15 protein-coding genes are annotated in these 16,690 nt (G+C 58.6%); 11 read left to right on the top strand and 4 right to left on the bottom strand.

Features of this window, described 5'->3' with window-relative positions:
* Window positions 1-113 precede the first annotated feature (113 nt).
* From KUIN1_RS15560 to KUIN1_RS15525, 8 genes are all read left to right on the top strand, one after another.
* Window positions 114-1,025 carry a LysR family transcriptional regulator gene (locus tag KUIN1_RS15560; protein ID WP_103713971.1) on the top strand — a complete coding sequence of 304 codons (912 nt, stop codon included), beginning with the start codon at window positions 114-116 and terminating at the stop codon, window positions 1,023-1,025.
* A 278-nt stretch (window positions 1,026-1,303) separates the two neighbouring features.
* Window positions 1,304-2,326 (top strand): aldolase catalytic domain-containing protein, encoded by a 1,023-nt coding sequence (locus tag KUIN1_RS15555; protein ID WP_032657573.1) that lies wholly within the window; start codon window positions 1,304-1,306, stop codon window positions 2,324-2,326.
* Window positions 2,323-3,513: an isocitrate/isopropylmalate dehydrogenase family protein gene (locus KUIN1_RS15550; RefSeq protein ID WP_152092112.1), complete on the top strand. Its 1,191-nt coding sequence runs from the start codon at window positions 2,323-2,325 to the stop codon at window positions 3,511-3,513. The genes KUIN1_RS15555 and KUIN1_RS15550 overlap by 4 nt, the downstream gene beginning before the upstream one ends.
* Complete coding sequence (locus KUIN1_RS15545; RefSeq protein ID WP_024659995.1) at window positions 3,497-4,216, top strand: RraA family protein; 720 nt, start codon at window positions 3,497-3,499, stop codon at window positions 4,214-4,216. The genes KUIN1_RS15550 and KUIN1_RS15545 overlap by 17 nt, the downstream gene beginning before the upstream one ends.
* Window positions 4,217-4,250: 34 nt before the next feature.
* Entirely contained in the window at window positions 4,251-4,613 is a 363-nt protein-coding gene (locus KUIN1_RS15540) for an antibiotic biosynthesis monooxygenase (protein ID WP_024659996.1), read from the top strand.
* A gap of 76 nt (window positions 4,614-4,689) precedes the next feature.
* A complete protein-coding gene (locus KUIN1_RS15535; RefSeq protein ID WP_024659997.1) occupies window positions 4,690-5,661 on the top strand; it encodes an NAD(P)H-dependent flavin oxidoreductase in 972 nt (323 codons plus the stop codon).
* Between the two features lie 86 nt (window positions 5,662-5,747).
* Window positions 5,748-6,527: a hypothetical protein gene (locus KUIN1_RS15530; protein ID WP_024651173.1), complete on the top strand. Its 780-nt coding sequence runs from the start codon at window positions 5,748-5,750 to the stop codon at window positions 6,525-6,527.
* Window positions 6,524-7,381 (top strand): DUF6282 family protein, encoded by an 858-nt coding sequence (locus tag KUIN1_RS15525; protein WP_024639604.1) that lies wholly within the window; start codon window positions 6,524-6,526, stop codon window positions 7,379-7,381. Before KUIN1_RS15530 ends, KUIN1_RS15525 begins: the two co-directional genes overlap by 4 nt.
* Before the next feature lie 51 nt (window positions 7,382-7,432).
* On the opposite strand, the gene KUIN1_RS15520 is transcribed toward KUIN1_RS15525, so the two are convergent.
* The 3 genes from KUIN1_RS15520 to KUIN1_RS15510 form a co-directional block, all read right to left on the bottom strand.
* Window positions 7,433-8,611, bottom strand: a complete 1,179-nt coding sequence (locus KUIN1_RS15520; protein ID WP_003400502.1) for an LLM class flavin-dependent oxidoreductase — start codon at window positions 8,609-8,611, stop codon at window positions 7,433-7,435.
* 82 nt (window positions 8,612-8,693) lie between these two features.
* Complete coding sequence (locus KUIN1_RS15515; protein WP_011268189.1) at window positions 8,694-9,671, bottom strand: LLM class oxidoreductase; 978 nt, start codon at window positions 9,669-9,671, stop codon at window positions 8,694-8,696.
* Complete coding sequence (locus KUIN1_RS15510) at window positions 9,668-11,233, bottom strand: MFS transporter (protein ID WP_152092111.1); 1,566 nt, start codon at window positions 11,231-11,233, stop codon at window positions 9,668-9,670. The genes KUIN1_RS15515 and KUIN1_RS15510 overlap by 4 nt, the downstream gene beginning before the upstream one ends.
* Window positions 11,234-11,391: 158 nt before the next feature.
* Here KUIN1_RS15510 and KUIN1_RS15505 point away from each other — a divergent pair, with 158 nt between their 5' ends.
* Together KUIN1_RS15505 and KUIN1_RS15500 are read left to right on the top strand one after the other, a co-directional pair.
* On the top strand, window positions 11,392-12,288 hold the full coding sequence (locus KUIN1_RS15505; protein WP_096113640.1) for a LysR substrate-binding domain-containing protein: 897 nt from the start codon (window positions 11,392-11,394) through the stop codon (window positions 12,286-12,288).
* A gap of 42 nt (window positions 12,289-12,330) precedes the next feature.
* The gene (locus tag KUIN1_RS15500) at window positions 12,331-12,957 is read left to right on the top strand and encodes a glutathione S-transferase (protein ID WP_152092110.1); all 627 of its coding nucleotides are present in this window, start codon (window positions 12,331-12,333) and stop codon (window positions 12,955-12,957) included.
* Between the two features lie 118 nt (window positions 12,958-13,075).
* Here KUIN1_RS15500 and KUIN1_RS15495 read toward each other — a convergent pair whose 3' ends face one another.
* Window positions 13,076-14,404 (bottom strand): sensor histidine kinase, encoded by a 1,329-nt coding sequence (locus KUIN1_RS15495; protein WP_003400519.1) that lies wholly within the window; start codon window positions 14,402-14,404, stop codon window positions 13,076-13,078.
* 450 nt (window positions 14,405-14,854) lie between these two features.
* On the opposite strand from KUIN1_RS15495, the gene KUIN1_RS15490 reads away from it, so the two are divergent.
* A complete protein-coding gene (locus KUIN1_RS15490) occupies window positions 14,855-16,462 on the top strand; it encodes a M10 family metallopeptidase (RefSeq protein WP_111522315.1) in 1,608 nt (535 codons plus the stop codon).
* Window positions 16,463-16,690 lie beyond the last annotated feature (228 nt).

The raw sequence follows: 16,690 nt of genomic DNA, 5'->3' as shown, positions 1-16,690 counted from the left end.
GGGCCTGAGGAAGTCTTCAGCCTTATCCTTATCGTTCTACGCACCTGCCAATACTCGGTTTAAAACATAACAAAACTACCTATTCGCACGAACCGCATAAGGATAAGGCTTGGATGACAATGACTCCAGTGGATGGATCAGTTTCCCTTGACGTTAACAACCTGTTCAGAAAACCCAGGATCTGTTTTGACTGGGAGGACCTGCGTTACTTCGTAATGTTTTCCACGGTCAGTTCCCTGAGTGGCGCTGCAAGGATGTTGGGTGTTGAGCACGCCACGGTGTCGCGCCGTATCGCTTCGCTGGAAAGGTCTCTGAATGTAAAGCTTGTCGACCGTCGCAAGCGTTTGTATGAACTGACTGATGAGGGACGGCGTGTGGCGGCGATCGGGCGACAGATCGAGGCGCAGACCCAAGCCGTTGGCCGTCTCGCGGTTGCGGCTCAGGTGGTGCAGGGTGTGGAGGTGACCATCAGTGCGCCGCCGTCGGTAGCGGTCGAGAAGCTGGTACCGCGGTTGGGGGCGTTTCGGGCAATGCATCCCGGAATTGTGTTGCGCTTGTTGGGCGATCACCAGTATTCGTCGTTGTCCAGTTGCCAGTCTGACCTGTGCATACGGTTTTCCAAACCTGTTGAAAGCGGCATTGTCGCGCGGCGGATTGGCACGGCTTCCTTTTCATTTTATTGCGCACGTTTTTATCTGGAGCAACGTCCTCCGGAGCATTATGAGTTTATTGCTTATGACAATGAACTGATGAGTGACAATCAGAATGGTTGGCTGAGGGATATCGTCGGTGATCGACCCTTTGTGCTGGAGGCCAAAACTGTGGAGTTGCAAATTCGTGCTGCCGAAACCGGTGTGGGTATCGCGTTACTGCCCAGTTTTGCCGTAGAGGGTAATGATCGTCTTTGCCAGGTGGAATTGTCGGCTCCGCTGGAAGTCGATGTCTGGCTCGGTGTGCATGAAGACTTGCGCACGGTGGCTTCCATCCAGGCTGCCATGAATTATGTGGAAAGCTGTTATCGCTAGCCAGGGCTGAGTCCACGCTGATTGTGTTGGCGGCAAAACGATCTTGTTGTGAAAAAATTCCCATCCCCTCATCAAATATCGACAGTTTACAAGTTCGGCTGTTTTGACGAGGATCAATACCGAGTGGAGCAGTTCATGACTCGAAACTCCGAGACGTTAAGGTGTCGGCTCGGCAAGGTTTGTTAGATGGCGCGCTGTTGGATAATTATAAAAACTCAAGCAGTGTCAAGATCATCTCAAGCACCCTGATGACACCCTAAGGACAGCCGGAGATTCTCATGGCCGACGTAAAAATTCTCGACGTTACCTTGCGTGACGGTGGTTATCGGAACAACTTCAACTTCACAGAAGATCAGGCGCAGATAGTGGTCGCTGGCTTGGCCAGTGCGGGTGTCGACCTCTGCGAAATTGGTTATTGCAAAGGATCCTTCGCCCCGAAAGGCGAGCACGGTCTGACCAGTGATGTAGGCGCAGGCTTCATTGAAAAGATTGCGCAGGCGGCCAACGGCCGTATCGAACTGGCCGTCATGGTTCACCCCAGAAACATCACCACGGATGACTTCGCCATGCTCAGGGAGCAGGGCGTTTCGATGATCCGCGTCTGTTTGCGGCGCGATCAATTGGATGAGGGGCTTGTGACCTTGTCGCTGGCTCGCGATCACGGCTTCAGTGTCAGCGCCAATGTGACGCATGTGACTTCGCAGACGCCAGGCAGTGTGCTTGATACGGCGGTACGCGCGGAGGGGGCTGGCGCGGATATCGTTTGCTGTGCGGATTCCAATGGCCATATGTTGCCAGCCGATGTAGATCGACTGTTCAGTCGTCTCTCAAGCCGACTATTGGTGCCGCTGGGCTTTCACGCCCATAACAATATGTCGTTGGCGCTGGCGAATGCAGTGGCGGCTATAGAAGCCGGCGCTGAATACATCGACACGTCCATATGTGGCATGGGCAAGGGAGCCGGCAATCTTCACCTGAGTATGCTGGTTGCCTACCTGGAGCGTACCGGCGTGAGTCATGGCTATGACCTGGTGAAGGTGATGGAACTGTCGGAAGCCACGGCCCGTGCGGTACCGCACAACAATATGCCCAGCCCGCTGATGGATATCATTCTGGGCACTTACAACTTCCCCTATGACAGCAGTCAACGCGTACGGGACACCCTCGAGCGCTTTCAGCTGACTTCCGAGTATCGAGCGATCGAGGTCATGCATCAGCAGGACAAGGTGGCGCGTCTTGCGCCGCGAGCGGTGTTGTCGACCAGCGGCCTGTCGAACAGCGCAAAGGGAGTCGCGCTATGACCACTCAAGTGCTCCGAAAGCGCATATGTGTCTTGCCCGGTGACGGGATCGGTATTGAAGTCATGGAGGCGGCGCTTCCGGTGATTGCGGCGCTGAACCTGCCGTTCGATCTGGTACCGGCGGACATCGGTTGGGAATGCTGGAGGGCCGAGGGGGAAACCGTTCCGGCCCTGACCTGGGAGATTATGGCCAGCTGCGATGCGACATTGCTTGGCGCAATAACCAGCAAGCCTCTGGCAGAGGCCGAAGCAGAGTTGCCACTGGCGCTTCAGGGCCAGAACCGCCGCTATGTCAGTCCGGTCATTCAGCTCAGGCAGAATCTCGACCTGTACGCCAATGTACGCCCGGTCACAGACATGACTGGCGAAAACAGATTTCGCTTTGTCGTGATCAGGGAAAACACCGAAGGGCTTTATGCGGGGCTGGACTTCGGTTGTATCCCGGATGCACTGGTGCCGCTGCTCGAAGAGCGGGAAGCCCTCGGCGCGGCGTGGCAGCGAGAAGGGCAGGATGATGCGACGGTGACGTTGCGCCTGCAGACGCGAAGTGGCCTGACGCGTATTTTCGAATACGCCTTCGAGTACGCCCGCAAGAACCACTTCACGCGGGTCACGTTTGTCGACAAACCCATGGTCCTGCGGCACAGCAGCGCCTTTGCACGGGGCATCTTCGAAGCAACAGCTCAGCGGTATCCGGACGTGACCGGGGTCATCGAGAATGTCGATGCGGTTGCCCTGTGGATGGTGCAGCGCCCCGAGCGCTTCGGGGTGATCGTTGCCGAGAACATGTTCGGCGATATTCTTTCCGATCTCGGCGCCGGAGTCATGGGAGGCCTGGGGTTTGCGCCCAGTGGCAACTTCGGCAATTCAGGGGCTTATTTCGAACCGGTACACGGCAGCGCTCCTGCCCATGCGGGGTTGAACAAGGCCAACCCCGGCGCGATGTTCATGGCCATCGCACTGATGCTGGAGCATTTGGGGTTCCCGGCCGAGTCGGCGTGTATCAGCCAGGCCGTCAGCCTGGTTTCTCGTACATCCACACGCACGTATGACCTTGGCGGTTCCCATTCCACGGCCCAGGTGGGCGACGCGATCGTTCAACAGTGCATCGAGTTGCAGTCCCGCACGTTCGGGTATGGCAACGAACAGGTTGCAGCACAGGGAGAACGTCATGTCAGCGCACTTTGAAGCTGTACCCATTGCGCAAGCCGTGCTGGAGGCATGTGAACATCTCGACACTGCGTCCTTGTCTGACGCGCTGGACAGCCTGGGGATCCAAGGTGGGCTTTCGGGTATTGCCTCGCAAGTACCTGGCACTCGTTGCGTAGGCATCGCATTTACCGTGCAGTACGAGCCGGTCGATGCCTCTGCGCTATTCAAGGGGGCTGCCAACTATATCGATCATGTACCGGCCGGTGCGGTGATTGTTTCCTCAAACAACGGACGCCAGGACTGCACGGTATGGGGCGACATCATGACCCACTTCGCGTTGGCCAATGGCATCAAGGGCACCGTGATCGATGGCGTGGCGCGCGATATCGATACGGTCATCGAGTGCCGTTACCCATTGTTCAGTCGCGGGCGTTTCATGCAGTCGGCAAAGAACCGCGCTCAACTCCAGGCTGTACAAGTGCCTCTGCTCATCAATGGCGTAACAGTCCGGCCCGGCGACCTTCTGGTGTGTGATGGCAGCGGCTGTGTTGTGATTCCCCAGCAACTGGCTGTCGAGGTTGTACGCCGTGCCCAGGCAGTCGAGCAGACAGAACGCCGCATCATCGAAGCCATATCGGCTGGCTGGACGCTGGAAAAAGCCCGTAGCACCTATCGCTACGACCAGCCCTGGCTGACTGACGCTGAAAAAATCAGCGTCGCGATGCCTTCGCAGGCGTGAACTGATCTGCCTTCCCACTTGAATGGAAATGATGATGAAAATGGAATTGTTCGACGCCCAATCCGTCAGCGATGACAACGCGGTTTATCTGATCAATGTCGTACAGGTAAATGAGGGGGCTCAGGATCTGGCCATTCAGATTCTTGAAGAGACGGTCAGTTACGTGGCACGCACTTACAGTGCCTTCAAATGGAGCCGATTGATGAGAAGCATCGACGGCAAGACCGTTATCAATCAGGCGCAATGGAGCGATCGCAGCCAGTTCGAGTCGCTGTTTACCGACGCAGAGTTTCTGTCGCGCTACTCCCGGTTGAAAGAAACCGGCACTTGGGAATATCACCTGTACAACGTGGCCGAGTACATCACCCCTGAAATTGCCTTACAAAAGGCTGGCTGAGCCACGACCGGTAGAAGAGGGCGGCGCACAGGCCGCCTTCGTCTGATATTCACTCGAATTGCACAGGGATTATGCGATGACCACGATCAATACAGCACTGACCTCACTTCTGGGCATTGACCACCCGCTGATTCTGGCGCCCATGGGCGGCGCTTCCGGTGGGCGTCTGGCGGCTGCGGTTTCCCGTGCCGGTGGCCTTGGCCTGGTGGGTGCCAGTTACGGCGACCCGCAATGGATGGCGCGTGAACTGGAGATGATGCGCGAGGTGCAGCAGCCTTGGGGCGTCGGCCTGGTCATGTTTACCGTGGCCAAACAGTTCGAATTGCTTCTTCTGGCGCTGGAGTATCGTCCGGCGGTGGTTGCCCTTTCGTTTGGTGATGTACGTCCTTTCGTCAGGCCCATCCATCAGGCCAATGCCAAAGTCATCGTTCAGGTGCATGACGTCGACCAGGCGCTTGAAGCGCTGGACGCCGGTGCCGATGCGCTGATCGTGCAAGGTGCCGAGGCGGGTGGTCACAGTTTGCGCCGCGCTTCATTGCCGCTGTTTCCGGCGGTCCGCGACGCTGTGGGTGAGCATGTCGTGCTGATCGGTGCCGGCGGGATCGCCGACGGGCGTGGCATGGCTGCTGCGCTGGCGCTGGGCATGGACGGCGTGATGATGGGTACGCGCTTTCTGGCTTCACAGGAGGCACTGCCTTCCGAACGGGTAAAACAGAGACTGCTGCAGGCGGTCGCGAGCGATACGGTGCGAACCCGGATCTTCGATCAGGTACGCGGCATCGATTGGCCCGAGGGCTACAGCGGACGTGTGATCGGCAATGACTTTTCCGATAGCTGGGTGGGTGAGGAGCAGGCTTTCGCTGCCTCAGCCGGTCAACTGCGCCTGGACTATGAAGCTGCATTAGCGGCCGATGATGTCAGTATCCGGGCCATCTGGGCGGGCGAAGTCGCGGACCTGATCAAGGAAGTGCTGCCCGCGCAACGGATTATCGAGTCGACCCTGCGCGGGTATGCCGCCAGTGTCGAACGCCTTCGCACGCCCCGCTGAGCCTTCACGATTGAGCCCTCACGATGGAGCAACGACCGGACCCGCTTGACAAGGCGGGTCTGGTTCTTTTTGCAGGAGCAAAAGCCATGAGTCATTGCATGACCTTCCGGACCTTTGGTGTCGGGCATTCGCGCGTCTTTATTCTGTCACCGGTGATGCCGGTCTGGGACGAGGGTGGATTTGCCCAGCCGCTGATCGAGCACTTTACCGCCGCCGGTTTTCAGGTCACGGTGTTTGATTCCCTGTCGCTGCCCGTTATGCAGGGTGAGGACTTTGGTGCCTTTACCGAGCGCTGGGCCTGCGCGCTCGAGCCATGGGGTGTGCCGGATGTACTGGTCGGCGTTGCCTTGGGCGGTGCATTGGCGCAGGCACTGGCAGGCACTTCATTTCTGCAGTCGACACCTGCCTTGCTGCTGCTGTCTTCCCCGGCCAAGGCCGACGGGTTACTCGATTCCAGGCTGGGACATATGGCGGACCTGGCCGAACAGGGGCATGTCGAGCAAGCCAGGCATCTGCTGGACAATCTGGTACTGCCTGACGGGCAGTCGCATGAGCGAGTAGGCCTCGCCGGCGACGAGAGTGACGCGACGCTTTCGATGCAGGGGCAGCGCTTGACAGTGGGTTTCAGGTTGCTGGCTGGTGTCGATGTCAGTGAATGTCTGCTCGATTACCAGGGCCGCGTGTTGAGCGTGTTCGGTGAAAAGTCGCAATTGGTGAGTGCACGCCATGTACTGCGTACCCGTGGCCTGCAGCAGCGCTCATTGTGCATAGACGGCGGCGGGATGCGTCCGCTGGCGGATGACTTGCAGCAGGTGCTGGACAGCATCGACACGTTCCTGATGACCCGCCAGGAGTGCGTGCAATGAGTCAGGTCGATGCGCTGAACTTCATTGATGTGCATTACCACGCCAATCCTGACGCGTTCATTCGTCGTCATGGTGCGATCGAGGCGGGCAGGTGCTACGCGCGGGTGCAGGGCAGGGTGGTGCTGAAGAATCATCTGGGGTGTACGGCAGCCCAGGCGTGGGAAGCGCGCGATCAGGGGTTTCCGGTCAGCGGCTCGGTGGTGCTGAACGAGATTGCCGGCGGCATCGACTACCGTGTGGTCGAGCGCAGCCTGTGTTTGCGTGGCGATGAGCCCGGGCGTTTCCTGGTTCACTTGCCAACCGTGACCGGCAGGACGCATGCCAGTACGCTGACCCGCAACCTGAGCCATCCGCTGTTGCGGGACAAGCCCATCAAGCCTGCCAGAGTGACATCGGACAACGGCCGGCTGACGCCACAGACGCTGGATATTCTGAGAATGGCGCGTGACTATCCGCTGGTGATCTCGACCGGGCATGCCGATGCCAATGAAGTCAGGACGCTGATCGACGAAGCGCTGCGCATCGGTGTGCCGAGGTTGATGCTCAATCAGCCTGCCAATCCGTTGACCGGTCTTGACGCGGCCGAGCTGGCGCTGATCGGCACAGAGCCATCGGTCTACATCGAGCAGACCGCACTGACGTACTTGCTGGGTTATCAGGACCGGCAGGATTTCAGCGATGTGTTGAGCCATGTCGGCAATGTGGTCTACAGCTCGGACCTGGGGCAGACCAGTCAGATCGATGTCCACCAGTGGCTGTCGCTGAGCGGGCAGTGGTTCGACGCGTTCGGCTTGAGCGACGAGCGCCGCACCGAGGTGACGCTGCTGAATCCGCAACGCATGTTGGCCCTTTAAGCTGTCCGGATAAGCGCCTCCCTGGCCAGCACCGCCAGGGAGGCCCGGCCATCAGGCTACTTCTGCGGACACCTTCGAAGTCATCGCCTCCACAACCCTGGATTCACGCAGGCCCGCGTCCTCCATCAGTGGCAGTGTTTCCCTCACGAAGTCCTTTATACCCTCATGGTAATCGAGCCACGTCAGGGCAATGCCGTCGATCCCCCAGTCAGAATATTTCCTGAACAGCTCCACGATCTTCTCGGGTGTGCCTACCAGTGGCACCCCGGCGAATCCGGCCTTGAAATGGAAACGGAAACGCACGGCGTCTTCGGGGGTGAAAATGCCGGTCTGGATACCCAGCTCGCCGGTGATGATGTCGCAGCCCTCATCGTCACCGACCTGGTTGGCGTAATAGTCCAGGTAAGCGTCTGCTTCCTCTTGCGTGTCCTTCTGCACCACATAGCCATAACACCATATCTTTATGTCGCGGCCGAACTTCTGTTTCGCCAGGTCCTTGTAGGATGCAATCTGCTCACGCACGGCCTGTTCGCCGTCCAGATGTTTGACGATCAGGAACGCGGCGTCGCAATGTTCTGCACAGAAGAGTTTGCCGCGTGGCGACCCCCCTGCGTTGATCAGGTAGGGTTTATTCAGAGGTTGTGGCTGCGAGATTGCGCCGCAGATGTTGAAATACTCGCCTTTGAAGTCGAACGGGGTCTGCTGCTCCCAGGCATTTTTTGCAATGTGCAGCCACTCTTCTGCGTAGTCGTAGCGTTTGTCGTGCTCCATCATATGGCCGTTGAACATGCGCATTTCCGCGCCATACCAACCGCAAAGGATATTCAGCCCGAAGCGCCCGCCGCTGATGTGGTCGATGGTCACCGCCTGTTTGGCCGCGAACAGCGGGTGCACGGTGGGCAGGTGCGAGGTGGTGAACACGGCGATCTGACTGGTCAGGGCTGCAATCCCGGCAGCCCAGGTGTAGGTTTCGAAACAGACACCGCCGGTATTGTTGGTGCCGCCGAAACCTTTCCAGCGGCCGACCGGTATGAAGGCTTCAAACCCTGCATCGTCGGCAATCCGGGCGATTTCCAGGTTGCCTGCCCAATCGTCTCCGCGCAGGCGTTCAGGCGCGTTGGTGACGGTGCAGCCGCCCTCGGTATTGGTGGAGAAAACACCCAGCTGTATCTTGTTCGCGCTGCTGCGCATCGGGTTGGTTTTTATCGGATAGGATTTTTCAGCGCGCATCGTGACCTCCCAGGTCGATAGTTGGATCGTTCGTCCTTGCTACATCCTGAACCTGCGGTGGCCGTGCCGACGAAGTATTCGGTCAGGCATGATCACCCCGGCGGGTCGGGAAGTACGGCAGCACATACTCTTCCAGCTCTTGTAACACTTCTGTGGCCGGACGCCTCAGTGGCTTGAGGTTCAGCGCCACATGCGAAACACCCTGTTCCCGCTGACGCTGCCACAGGGCGATGAGGGCGTTGCGCCCGGTACTGATTCCACGGCCGACTTTCATCGGCGCGTCCTTGTTCTCGTCCAGGTCGAAGAACGTCGCATAGCCGTAGGGCTTGAACTGCATCTGCTCATTGGCGCTGCGCCAGTGATTGATCACTTCAGGCAAGGTGTCGAAGCCGCTCTGATGCCATATCCAGCCGTCCATGTTATTGGCCAGCCATGTGATGTCCTGCTGACAGCGGCCGATGGCAAGCATCGGCAGCCGCCCGAAAACCGGTTTCGGCAGTAGATCCAGCGTGCCATTGAGTTGCCCGTAATGACGCGATTTGAACACTGGAAAAGACTGCTCGGTCACCGCGTGCAGCAGTTCGACGCCGTCTCTGAAGCGTTCTGCGCGGGTCTCGAAACGCTCGCCGAACGCGGGATATTCGCCGGGCCTGTCCCCTGTAGACACACCCAGCAGGAAGCGTCCTTCGAGCAACACGTCGACGCTGCACGCCTGTTTGGCAACCATCAGCGGATTGCGCAACGTCAATATGATGCCTGCCGTGCCGATGCAGATTTGCCGGGTGACCGCAGACAGTAGCGCGGCGTAGACAAAAGGATCGAACACCTGACCGGCGTCGCCGAACCCCGGATCGAGAAGCGGTACGTCGCGCAGCCACAGCGCGGCGAAACCGGCCTTGTCGGCCTGAATGGCGAGGGCCAGATGGTCTTTCATGGTCGGCGCTGCGGAGTCGGGGTAGCCCTCCAGTGGCGCAATCAGCCCGAACGTGAGATGACCCGGCGCGAACACCTTTGCAAAGGCGGGATGGCGCTTTGCGCCTGGTATTTCATAGGGACTCACTTGGTTTCGCCCGCCAGTTCAAGCGTGTTGGAGGGCTCTATGGGCGGTTCTTCATGAGCGCGTACGCGACCAAGCAGGGCAAAGACCGCCGCCGCCGTCAGCACGGTGGCGGCGCTGAGAATGAACAGCAGATTGCGGAATGCATTGACGTACTCTTGGTGCAGCAACGCTGACTGACCGGACAGCAGGCTTGTCGCATTGTGCAGATCGCCCAGGGCAGCGCGGTTGGCCGCTTCGGTGACCACCTCAGGTGAGACACCCTTGAGTGCGTCGAAAAGTCCCCATTGAATGAACGTTGCAAGCAGGGCGCCGGCGATTGCGATAGCGATCCCGTCTGCCGAAACGCGTACCGCATTGAAGATGCCAGTGGCCATACCGGCGCGTTCCTTTTCGACGACACTGATCGCCATGCCATCCATCAGCCCCCAGGGCAGGCCGATACCGATACCGATCAAGGCCATCGGCAGCAACGCTGTCCTGATCGCACCACTGTCCAGTGCCAGCGCCAGCCATAGCAGGCCGGCCGCCACCAGCAGCAGCCCGACGCCGGACAGCAGTCCTGACGTGAAACGACGTGCCAGCTGCGCGGCAAGCAGGGGCACGATCAGCAGGGGCGCGGCCAGGGCAGTCATCATCTGCCCGGTTTCCAGGGCGCTGAGGCCGTCGATGCCAATGAAGCGCGCTGGCAGCATGATGATCAGCACGACGAAGAAAAATGCGGGAGTGGCTGCAAGAATCTGCACGCCGACAAAGCGCGCGCTCTTGAACAACGAGAGATCCAGCATGGGACGGGCGATGCGCCGCTCCACCGCAATGAATACCCAGAACAGCAGCAGTGAGCCAATGATGCCACCCATCACCAATGGATCGGTCCAACCCTCTTCAGGGGCGAGCAGAATGGCATAAGTGAACAGGGTCAATGCTGCGGTAAAACTGATTGCGCCCGGCCAGTCCATACCTGTTGCGTCGGGATCCTTTGACTCGGTGGCGCTGAACAGCACCAGCAGGAACCCCGCGACGCCGATGAGTGCAGTCGCATGGAATGACCATTTCCAGCCTGCCGAATCCACCAGCGAGCCGGCTGCGAGAGGGCCGAAGGCCAGACCTATACCGAAGGTGGTGCCCAGCAGGCTGAAGACTCGGGTGCGCTCGGCGCCATGAAAGGTCTGGGCAAGCGACGACATCGCCCCGGCGAACGCTGCCGCGCCACCCAGGCCTTGCACCAGTCTGAGCAGGTCGATCTGGACGACGGAGGAGGCTGCCGGAATGGCGAAGGTGGAGAGCACGAAGATCGCCAGCCCGATCAACCAGACGCGTTTTCTGCCGTAGATATCCGTCAGGCTCCCGGCGGCCATCATCGCGCTGCCGTAGGTCAGGATGTAGGCGTTGATGACCCAGGTCAGCTCGACGGCTGATCCGCCCAGTGCCTGGTTTATCGACGGTAGAACCACGGCAGGGCCCGTGAAGCATAACGGGATCAGAATGCCGGTCAGGCAAGCGGCGAGCAGTTGCCCCCATCGTCCTGCAGTGGGCTGTGTTTGAACCCTGTGTGCTGTGGTCATGTGCAATGTCCCTGTGAAGCGTGCCTGGGTTTTGCCGTGGTGCACGCGTTTATCCAAGAGCGATCGCCCTGCCGCGAGATTAGGGGTTGCGCCCGCAAACAAAAACAGGCTTATGTTCCGAACGTATAGGACAGGGTTGTCCTGAATAGGAGTGGGTATTGGAATCGCTCGGAAGCATCGCCGTGTTCGTTCTGGTTGCTGAAACGCGGAGTTTTACCCAGGCCGGAAAACGCCTGGGCATCTCTTCGTCGGGGATCGGCAAGAGTATTGGCCGTCTGGAGGAGAGCCTCGGCGTCCGCCTTTTTCATCGCAGTACGCGCAGTATCGCCCTGACGCTGGAAGGCTCGATATTCCTTGAGCGTTGCCGGCGGATTCTGTCGGAGCTGGAAGCGGCGGAAATGGAGTTGAGCAATGCCAGAGACTTGCCCAAGGGCAGGTTGCGGATCAGTTTGCCATTGGTCAGCGGACTGGTGATGCCGGTGATCATCGACTTCATGCGTACCTATCCCGATATCGAACTGGACATCGATTTCTCGGACCGCATGGTCGATATCATTGAGGAGGGCTTCGATATCGTGTTACGCACCGGCGATCCCGGTGACTCTGGGCTGATGTCGAAGCGGATGGGCAGTTTCCAATTGCGCATTGTCGGCGCTCCGGACTATTTTGCCCGGCACGGTATACCCCGGCATCCTGGGGACCTGAGTCAGCACGCCTGTCTGTTGCACAAGTTTCCCTCCACGGGAAGGTTTGAACACTGGCCGCTGCGTCGTGAAGCAGGCGTCGACGATCTCGAGTTACCCCAGGCCATGGTGTGTAATACCACCGAGATTCTGGTGGACGTTGCGCGGGCCGGGTTGGGAATTGCCTGTCTGCCGGACTTCATGATTTCATCGGCCATTCGCAACGGCGAGCTGATACCTGTCCTGGATGACTACACGGTGCATACCGGAACGTTCAGATTGCTCTGGCCGTCCAGCAAGCATCTTTCGCTGCGCCTGCGAGTCTTCATTGATTTCATGCACGCCCATTTGTTCGCTCCCCCGACGGTGTAACCGCGCGGAGTGAGCTGGCAGCACCTGGCAAGGAGCACTGGTATGTATACGCTTTTCGGCACGCAAGGTTCGGGTTCGGCTGCGATCGAGATAGCGCTTCGGCGCTGCTCGGTGCCTTTTACCCTGTGCGAAGCCTGTGGTTGGGAGGAGGGGGCTGGCAAGGAGGCGTTGAGGCGGGTCAACCCGTTGATGCAAGTCCCCACGCTGGTGCTCGCCGATGGCGCGGTCCTCACTGAAAGTGCGGCGATCCTGATTCATCTGGGCCTGGAGCACCCCGACTCCGGACTTCTGCCTGGCCAATCCGCCCAGCGTGCTCAAGCGCTTCGCGCGCTGGTTTACATTGCAGCCAATTGCTACGCCGCCATCGGCATCATTGATTACCCGCAGCGCTGGCTGGCAAGTTCCGACGATGCGCAGGAGAGGCTGCTCGAAGCGGGCGCCCGGACGCGGTTGCATGAACACTGGGAGACGTTTGCCGACCTGTTTGGTGAAGCCGGGATCTGGCGCTGCGATGCGCCCGGCGCAGTGGAGATTCTGACCTCTGTCGTGACGCGATGGAGTGGCACGCGGGAGCACCTGCGTAACACCCGGCCGGATTTTCATGCGCTGTTGTTACAGGTTGACGCCGAGCCGCTGGTCAACGAGGTCATACGACGCCATTGGCCTTGAGGCACCTGACGACAGGATGAAGCAGGTTAGAAAATAAAAAAGCCGAACAGTGAATGTCCGGCTATTTTTATTTAACGGGTATCTGAAGTAACCACGCCTCGCTGGCAATGAGCCGTTGTTATTGTTCGGTTATATGGGCTGGTGCGTTAGTTGCACTGATCGGCCCCAGTATTCTCAAGTAGAGATGCACGGTAGTGCCGCTTCCCGGTGCTGTTTCAACGCGTGCGCCTCCGCCGGCATTTACCGCAAACTCCTGCACCTGAACAAGGCCAAGCCCGGCACCCGGGTCCGAACTTCTGGTCGTGAAGAAAGGTTCGAAGATTTGCTCCTTGAGCTCGGCTGTCATGCCGGGACCGTTATCTTTCACGCTGAGTACCAGATAATCGCCTTCCGGGAATTGCGGGTCATCCTTGACGGATTCCAGCCGGGTCGAGATATGCACCTTGCCGGGGCCTGAAATTGCATCACGCGCATTGCTAAGGAGATTCAATAAGGTGGTATGCAATTGCGCTTCGGCGCACAACACGCCCCAGCCCTGGGCGGATAAGTCGAATGACAGATCCAGCGTGTCGCCCGCCGAACGCAACAGAAGATCACGGGCTGCATCGATCCGTTCGCTGACATCGATGCAGATCAGTTCGGAACCGTCCTGGCGAACGCTGTTGAGCAGGCGAGTTACCAACTGGCGACCGTGATCCACTGCCCGCAGTCCGGTATCACTGAGCGTTTCGACGTCCGTCGGGCGGCGTGAGCGCATGCGGATCAGCTGCAGGCTGGCGCTCAGTGCCTGGAGCAGGTTGTTGAAGTCATGAGCGATGCTCGCCGTTAGCATGCCCAGCGATGACACCCGTTGCGACTGGCGCAGGTTGCGCTCCAGCGCCAGGCTTTGGCTCTGTGCGCTTTCGAGTCCCAGTGCCAGCTCGGCGGCGTGCTGGTCACGTTGCTCCGAGACCAGGCGGTATTGCATCAGGGCTGCGGTTTGCCGCGCCAGTGCCAGCAGGGCACGACGTTGCTGTTCGCTCAGTACGCGCGGCCAGATATCGATCACGCAGACGGTGCCCAGTGCATGACCGGCCTCGGTACGAATCGGCGCACCCGCATAAAAGCGGATGTAAGGAGGCCCCAGCACCAGCGGGCTCTCTCTGAAGCGAGGATCGGTGGTTGCATCTTCCACCACCAGCACATCGGAGGGCTGCAGGATGGCGTGGGCGCAGAATGCCAGGTCGCGATGCGTCTCCTGCACGTCCAGGCCGATGCAGGCCTTGAACCACTGGCGTTCTCGGTCAACCAGCGAGACCAGCGCAATGGGCGCGTCGCACAGTGTTGTCGCGAGCAGCACAATGTCGTCGAAGTCTTGCTCGGGAGCACTGTCCAGTATCTTGAGATGCTCAAGGGACAGGACACGTTCTTCCTCGCTGGCGGGAAGTGGCGCAGGGTGGTGGGTCATGGGGCGCACCGCGATCGGATGAAATAGGTCTTATGATGCCTATGATCCATAGAGCGCAGCAAGGCATACGCTGCATAAATCAGCTCGGCGTGCCGGTGTCCCCTTTATTCAGGTTGCTCGTTCGACACGCAGTGAAGCAGTCCTGCGCAATCGAAGGGCGTCAAGGTTGTGTTCGAACTCTCTCGGAACAGTCACTTCTTACTGTCATCGCCGGTGCTTCCAGTTTATATAACGGCGCGCCATTAAATGACGCTTGTCATAAAAATTAAAGTTCACTCGTCATAAGAAGTTGCCAGGTGTCGAGAGTAATGAGTCGGCCTTTCAGAGTACTGTTTTTGTAACTTATTATGTCCATATTTTGCGTGCCGTGTAATAAACTGCTTTCGGTTTTTGCCTTGGCAGAAGTCGTGAGCCCATTAATAACGTCCGTATTCTTCTGGAGCAACGCCGATGCCCGGCCCAAATGAATCAAGTCCTGCCGAACTTCTGCCCGAGGGAGCTCCCGACGACCGAGTCACCAGCCTGTTATGGGGGCCATTCTGGCTTGGGGATTCGTCCGGCACCCATCTGACTTACAGTTTTCATAAGGCCGACTCTGTCTACGCCACTGATTACAGTCGCTCTCAAGAGCCCGGCGATGCCTATTCGCTGACCGACGCCCAGGCGGCAGCCGCAAAAAGCGCACTGGATGCCTGGAGTGCGGTGGCAGATATCAAGTTCACCGAGGTTCAGGACACCCCCGATAATGTCGGAGACATCCGTTTCGGCGGCTTCAAGGGCCTGCAAGGTACAGAGTTTGGCCAGGCTTATGCGCCGGGTACGCTGGGCCGCTCCGGCGATGTCTGGATCGGGCCGAACGTCAACGCGGCCGATCCTGCCAAGGGCACGGATGATTACCTCACGTTCATGCATGAAACCGGTCATGCACTGGGGTTGAAGCACTCGTTCGAAGCCTCGCAGTACAACGATGTGCTGCTCGATGCCAAATTCGAAGATGCGCGTTACACCATCATGAGCTACACCAACAATTACAGCTTCAAGCCCACCACGCCGATGCTGCTCGATGTTGCGGCCATGCAGTTCATATACGGCGCCAACACCCACTATCACACCGGCGACGACGTCTATAAATGGGCACCCGGGCAGTCGGTATTCGAGACCATCTGGGACGCTGGCGGCAAAGACACCATTGATGCCAGCAATCAGGAAGCATCGGTGAAAATCAACCTCAACGAGGGTGAGTTCAGCACCATCGGCAAGGCGTTTCTCGATTACAACGCGAACCCTGACGCGCCGACGTCGATGAATTCCGGTCTGGCGATCGCCTACGGTGCGCACATTGAAAACGCCATAGGTTCTGCCTTCAATGACACGCTGATCGGCAACGATCTGGATAACGTGCTCAATGGCCGCGGCGGTCTGGACACCATGATCGGCGGGCTGGGCAACGATACCTACGTCATTGATCAGGCAGGCGAACTGGACCTGGTTCAGGAAAAGGCCGACCAGGGCATCGATACGCTGAAGATCACCTACGACAATACCTCGCCCATCGCACAGGTGATCAACCTCAATACCGGGACGTTGGCGAACTTCGAGAATGTCCACCTCAAAGGCGAGGGCGCCTTTACCGTGCTGGGCAATGATCGCAACAACACTCTGACCGGCAACGATGCGGACAATGTTCTTTTCGGCGGTGCCGGCAATGACAAACTGGTGGGTGGTCAGGGCGCCGATATCATGACTGGCGGTAGCGGCGCCGACCGTTTCGTGTTCAACGATTTGTCGGAAATGGGCAAAGGCCACAACAGCGACGTGATCACCGACTTCAATAGCCAGCAAGGCGACAAACTCAGCTTCCTGAAGATGGATGCCAACGTGGACACCAAGGCCCTCGATGCTTTCAGCTTCATCGGCAGCGGCGAGTTCACCGGCGCTGGCCAACTGCGCTTCGCCGACCATGTGCTGTCCGGCAACGTCAACGGCGACCTGCATGCGGACTTTGAAATCCAGCTGGTCGGCGTCAGCGAGTTCCATGCCCACGATCTGGCGGTCTGATCGCTGACCTGAAAGACCGATCTCAATGACAGGACTGCGCCGCTGACAGGCGCAGTCTTTTCTGGCCGAATCTCCCCTTCTTTTATGGTTTTAATCGCGCACCGCAATTGTGCGACGCGTCGTTTTGCGCGTTTTTCGGCACCGTGACGGTGCTGTTACAAAATTTAAAACCACAAATTCAATATATCCAACAAAACCCACTTGACTCATCAGGGGCTGCTGAATGTA

This window comes from Pseudomonas sp. KUIN-1 (genome assembly GCF_009176725.1).
GTDB classification, from domain to species: domain Bacteria; phylum Pseudomonadota; class Gammaproteobacteria; order Pseudomonadales; family Pseudomonadaceae; genus Aquipseudomonas; species Aquipseudomonas fragariae.
The sequence above is the reverse complement of the archived record's forward strand: the minus strand, read 5'-3'. Positions and strand labels throughout refer to the sequence as shown.